Source organism: Moorena sp. SIO4E2, from assembly GCF_010671945.1.
Taxonomy (GTDB): domain Bacteria; phylum Cyanobacteriota; class Cyanobacteriia; order Cyanobacteriales; family Coleofasciculaceae; genus Moorena; species Moorena producens.
The window spans coordinates 1-1,033 of record NZ_JAAHIE010001430.1; the positions used below are offsets into that span (position 1 = coordinate 1).

General features: G+C 43.4%; 2 protein-coding genes. Both read left to right on the forward strand.

Annotated elements, in window-relative coordinates:
- Positions 1-140: 140 nt before the first annotated feature.
- Entirely contained in the window at positions 141-572 is a 432-nt protein-coding gene (locus F6K37_RS44235; protein WP_287257461.1) for a group II intron maturase-specific domain-containing protein, read from the forward strand.
- Positions 573-596: 24 nt separating this feature from the next.
- The gene (locus F6K37_RS44240; protein ID WP_287257460.1) at positions 597-851 is read left to right on the forward strand and encodes an HNH endonuclease; all 255 of its coding nucleotides are present in this window, start codon (positions 597-599) and stop codon (positions 849-851) included.
- The last annotated feature ends 182 nt before the right edge of the window (positions 852-1,033 follow it).

Consider the following 1,033-nt stretch of genomic DNA (forward strand, 5'->3'; position numbering starts at 1 on the left):
AACGCAGTACTCGTCAAAAAGTCAAACGAGCCAGTATGGATCCAAGGTATATGCTTAAGGTTTTAAAAGCTTCGATTCCCCTACAGTCTAACTTATCTGAGCCATAATTTTTCGCCGCTGTACCCTGGCTCTCAAATGTAATCAAACAACATAGAGCTGCCCCACAGGAAGCCTTAATAAGCCACCTAAAACCTATTATACGCGGATGGAGTAATTACAACAGAACTGTCTGTAGCAAAGAAACATTCAGCGAATTAGGACACATGCTATGGAATAAATTACGGAGATGGGGATATAGGAGACATCCCAGAAAATCAAGAACCTGGGTAAACAATAAATACTGGGGAACCATTGAAGGGGATAACTGGACATTCATGACTAACGAGGATAACTACCTCCCCAAACATGCCAAAACCAAAATTATAAGGCATGCTAAAGTCAAGGAAACTAGAAGCCCCTACGATGGAAACTTAATCTATTGGAGTACCAGAATGAGAAAGCATCCTGAGATGACCACTCAGAAGGGAAGGCTTTTAGAACGGCAAGAAGGGTTTGAAGTTACCGTAAGATAGTGGAGCCTTTATAGTTGGTAGGTTATGCGTAAAAGGTTGAAGTCTTTTGTAGTAAGGCTCCACTATCTAAGGTTTCGTTTCCGGAAATGCGCTCATTGTGGGCTTACCTTCAGGGATGGCGACTTACTGGAAAAGCATCACATTCTACCACGCACACTAGGTGGAAGTAACAAAGACAAAAATCTGGAATTATTACACCTACATTGTCACGATGCAAAACACGGAACCAAAATCAACTCCAAGACATTGGATGAGAATCCGTGGTCAAGGTACCAATGACAATGGTTCCTATAATGAGGAGCCGTATGATCCGAAGCGCGACGTGCAAAGTCGCATTTGATGAATAGAGAGCCGACTCTCTCTGGGGTACTTCTCCCCAGTCCTCATGTAAAGGGCTCGAAAGAGTCTGGTCACGACGAAAGTAAGCAATGAAACCGTTGGAGTGCAGACCACAAAAGCCA